General features: G+C 58.9%; 1 protein-coding gene and 1 pseudogene. One reads left to right on the top strand and one right to left on the bottom strand.

The features are described 5' to 3' along the window. Positions 1-100 (top strand): annotated as a pseudogene (locus ACTJKX_RS38300) (DUF1269 domain-containing protein); the annotation flags it as partial. Positions 101-155: 55 nt separating this feature from the next. Here ACTJKX_RS38300 and ACTJKX_RS38295 read toward each other — a convergent pair. Beyond that, on the bottom strand, positions 156-370 hold a 215-nt coding region (locus ACTJKX_RS38295), incomplete at its 5' end, for a hypothetical protein (protein WP_440728510.1).

Raw genomic sequence — 370 nt, 5'->3', positions numbered from 1 at the left:
CGGCCTCAAGGGACGGGTGATCAAGACCTCGCTGTCGCCGGAACAAGAGCAGAAGCTGCAGGAAGCCCTGTCGGCAGCACCTGCCCCGACAACAGCCTGACCCATATTGCACAGCCATAATGGCGAGCCGGGGGCCGTTGCCCCTGGCCCTATCGTTATTCCCCTCGATATCCCTCTTTTGGCCGAAAGCCTTTATCTAACGCGCCAAAAGCGCGGATGCGCACCCGCCTGGTCTTAGAGCACCTAACAAAACCATTTGTTAGCCGTGTTGGGGTGAGCTTGGTGTCATGGCCAAGAAGCTCCTTCCCGATGCGTTGTGGACCGAAATCGCTCCGTTGTTTGCGCTTGATCTGCCGCGTCCGAAAGGCGG

Origin of the sequence: Labrys sp. 22185 (genome assembly GCF_052045555.1) — a bacterium.
GTDB classification, from domain to species: domain Bacteria; phylum Pseudomonadota; class Alphaproteobacteria; order Rhizobiales; family Labraceae; genus Labrys; species Labrys neptuniae.
Note: the sequence above shows the minus strand (reverse complement) of the source record. Positions and strands in the feature narration are given on the sequence as shown.